Annotated in this window: 3 protein-coding genes; 2 read left to right on the plus strand and 1 reads right to left on the minus strand. The window is 68.6% G+C overall.

Translation table 11 applies throughout. The features are described 5' to 3' along the window. Window positions 1-130: 130 nt before the first annotated feature. On the minus strand, window positions 131-1,162 hold the full coding sequence (locus tag QZY48_RS26965; protein WP_295436645.1) for a glycosyltransferase family 4 protein: 1,032 nt from the start codon (window positions 1,160-1,162) through the stop codon (window positions 131-133). A 202-nt stretch (window positions 1,163-1,364) separates the two neighbouring features. Between QZY48_RS26965 and QZY48_RS26970 the strand changes: the two genes are divergently transcribed. Together QZY48_RS26970 and gorA are read left to right on the plus strand one after the other, a co-directional pair. Continuing rightward, window positions 1,365-2,105, plus strand: a complete 741-nt coding sequence (locus QZY48_RS26970; RefSeq protein WP_295436647.1) for a glutathione peroxidase — start codon at window positions 1,365-1,367, stop codon at window positions 2,103-2,105. A gap of 173 nt (window positions 2,106-2,278) precedes the next feature. Next, entirely contained in the window at window positions 2,279-3,658 is a 1,380-nt protein-coding gene (gene gorA / locus QZY48_RS26975; RefSeq protein ID WP_295436649.1) for a glutathione-disulfide reductase, read from the plus strand. Window positions 3,659-3,704 lie beyond the last annotated feature (46 nt).

A 3,704-nucleotide genomic window follows, 5' to 3' on the forward strand; every position in this document is an offset into this window, starting at 1 on the left:
ATTATCGTAAAACCCTGGATTCTCTCGCACCCTAAATTGCATCGCTTGTCCGATTACGATTACGACAACGACAACGACAACGACAACGACAACGATGGTGTTTGTGTTTAAGTTGTTCTTGACTTGTTGCTCACCTATCAACCGCCCGCCAGCCGGCCTCCCGATAGACCTCCAGGAGGCGCGGCAGCACCGCCTCCGGGGTATAGCGGGCGGCAATCGTCGCCTGCGCCGCGCGGCTGCACGCGGCCCGGCCCGCCGCATCCAGGTCCGCCCAGGCGCGCACCGCCGCGGCGAAAGCCGGCAGGTCGAGCGGCGGCACCAGCCAGCCGTTGCGCCCCGCGTCGATCAGGCCCGGCAGACCGCCGACCGCGAAGGCGGCCGCCGGCACCCCGTGTGCCATCGCCTCCAGGGCGGCCATCGGCAGGCCCTCATGACGCGACGTCATGCACAGCAGCCCGATCTCGCCCCAGAGCGGCGCCATCGCGGGCTGCTGGCCGGCGAAGCGCACCCGCGGGTAGGCGGCCTGCAGCTCAGCACGCAGGGGACCGTCCCCATAGACCACGAACTCCACCCCCGGCGCCTGCCCGCTGAGGCGGCAGAACAGGTCGGGGCCCTTCTCGAAACTCAGCCGCCCGACGAACGCGGCCTCCCGCGGCCACCGCGTCGGCCCCGCCGCCAAGGGCACGAAATTGTCGATCACCCGGGTCCGGCGGGGCAGCCGGTCGGCGATCGGCCGACTCACCGCCACGATGCCGCCGGCGAGCCCGGCGGTCGCCCGGTCCAGGATGTTGTAGTAACGCACCATCCCCGGACCCGGTTCGCCGGCATGGTAGGTACTCACGCAGGGGAACCCCCCCAGGCGGGCCGCGACCCGGCCGAAGACACCCACCTTATAGCCATGGGTGTGCAGCAGCCCGGGCGGCGCCGCGGCCAGGGCGGCGCGCAGGCCCCGCCAACCGCCCGCGAGTACATCGCAGGCGATCCCCTGCCCGGCCAGCGCCGCCGCCATCGGGTGGGGGCCGTGGTCCTTGAGAAAGACCACCCGTACCGGCATATTGCGGCCGTGCAGGGCGGCGGCCAGGGTCAGCACATGGGACTCGACCCCGCCGAAACTGCGGCTGTTCAGCAGCAGCCAGATGGCCCCCGGGGCGGCCGGGCTCATGGCCGCACCAGCGCCGTCCGGTCGGACCGGTCAGTGCCCACCGGGGCCGCTGATAGGCCCAGGCGATCGTAACGATATTTATAATCCATTTTCCGAATCATTCCCCCTTCCGTATAGTGCACGACATGGGCGGGGTCATCCCGCGCCGAGACTTGACGAGCCGCGGCTCAGCAACCCCTTATCAACCCAGGAGACCTCAGAAATGTTAGAAGATCGTACCGGAAAGCGCGTCCCTCAGGTAGTGTTCCACACCCGCCAGGGGACCGAGTGGGTGGACGTGACCACCGACCAGGTGTTCGCCGGCAAGACCGTCGTGGTCTTCTCCCTGCCGGGGGCCTTCACCCCCACCTGCTCCTCGTCCCATGTACCGCGCTACAATCAGTTGGTCCCGGCCTTCAAGGCGGCGGGGGTCGACACGGTGGTCTGCATCTCGGTCAATGACACCTTCGTGATGAACGAGTGGCAGAAGGCCCAGCACGCGGGCGCCATCACCTTCCTCCCGGACGGCAACGGCGAATTTACCGCCGGCATGGGGCTCCTGGTCGACAAGGCGGACCTGGGCTTCGGCAAACGCTCCTGGCGCTACTCCATGCTGGTGCGCGACGGGGTGGTCGAGCACATGTTCATCGAGCCGGACCTGCCGGGCGACCCCTTCCAGGTCTCCGACGCCGACACCATGCTCGCCTATGTGGCGCCCAAGGCACCCAAGCCGCTCGACGTGACCATCTTCGCCCGCGACGGCTGCCCCTTCTGCGCCAAGGCCAAGGCCGCTCTGCAACAGGCCGGCATCGCCTACGAGGAACTGGTGCTGAACCGCGACTACACCGACGAGACCCTGCGCGCCGTCGCCAAGGCGTCCAGCGTACCCCAGGTCTACATCAACGGCGAGTTGATCGGCGGGTCCGACAAGCTGGCCGAGTGGCTGGCCAAGCGCGCGGCCTGACGGAAGCAGGTTTCTCACCAAGATACAAAGACGCCAAGGGCATTGGGTTCGCTATCAGCGGTGCGCCGTTCACCCCCGGGATCGACTGGCGCGCACCGCGACTTCGTTCTTGATGCCCCGCGTCTTTGCGTCTGCGCGTGAGCAAATCCCCAAATACCCCGGAGCACCACGCAATGAGCCAACACTTCGATCTGATCGCCATCGGCGGCGGCAGCGGCGGCCTGGCGGCGGCTGAGCAGGCCGCCCAACTGGGGCGGCGGGTCGCGGTCATCGACCCGGGACCCCTGGGCGGCACCTGTGTCAACCGCGGCTGCGTGCCCAAGAAGGTCATGTGGTACGCGGCGCAATTGGCCCAGGCAGTGCGCGACGGCGCGGGTTTCGGCGTGCGCACCAAGGACCAGTCTTTCGACTGGTCGACCCTGGTCGGCGGGCGCAACCAGTTCGTCGAGCGCATCAACGACTACTGGGACGGCTATGTAAAGCAGGAAGGCATCACCGACATCAGCGGTCATGCGCGCCTGGTCGATGCCCGCACCGTCGAGGTCGAGGGCAAGCGCTACAGCGCCGACCATATCGTGATCGCCACCGGCAGCCGCCCCCTGGTCCCGCGGATGCCCGGGGCCGAGTTGGGCATCACCTCCGACGGTTTCTTTGAACTCGCGCAGCAGCCGCGGCGCGTCGCGATCATCGGCGGCGGCTATGTCGGCGTCGAGTTGGCGGGCGTACTGCGCGCGCTGGGCTCCGAGGTGACCGTGGTCGCCCTGGAGGAGCGGGTCCTGTGGCTCTTCGACCCGATGATCGGGGAGGCCCTGGCCCAGACGATGAGCCGGGAAGGCATCCGCCTGGGTCTCCAGTTCGAGGTCGCGGCGCTGGAGCGCCGCGCCGACGGGCTGGCGCTGATCCCGCGCACCGGCGAGCCGCTGACCGGTTTCGACACCATCATCTGGGCCGTCGGCCGGGCGCCCAACAGCGCCGACCTGGGCCTGGAGGCGGCCGGGGTCGAGGTCGCGCCCAACCGACTGATCAAGGTCGACGCCTTCCAGAACACCAACGTGGCAGGCCTCTATGCCATCGGCGACGTCACCGGCCGCGAGCCGCTGACCCCGGTCGCCATCGCCGCCGGCCGCCGCCTGGCGCGGCGCCTGTTCAACGGCGAGACCGAGCTGAAACTCGACTACGACAATGTCCCCACCGTGGTCTTCTCCCACCCGCCGGTCGGTCGGGTCGGTCTAACCGAGCCGGAGGCCCGCGCCCGCTACGGCGACACCCTGACCGTCTACGAGACCCGCTTCACCCCCATGCGCTATGCGCTCAACGAGCACGGCCCCGAGACCGCCATGAAGCTCGTCTGCACCGGTCCCGAAGAGCGCGTGGTCGGCATCCATCTCATCGGCGATGGGGTCGACGAGATGCTCCAGGGCTTCGCCGTGGCGCTCAAGATGGGCGCCACCAAGGCGGATCTGGACGACACCGTCGCCATCCATCCGACCAGCGCCGAGGAACTGGTAACGCTGAAGGTCCCGGTACGGCGGCCCGGCGATGCCCTTCCCTAAGGGAGGCGGGGCGGCCCGCCCGTCGTTGTCGTTGTCGTAATCGTGG

It is taken from the genome of uncultured Thiodictyon sp., assembly GCF_903828115.1.
In the GTDB taxonomy this organism is placed as follows: domain Bacteria; phylum Pseudomonadota; class Gammaproteobacteria; order Chromatiales; family Chromatiaceae; genus Thiodictyon.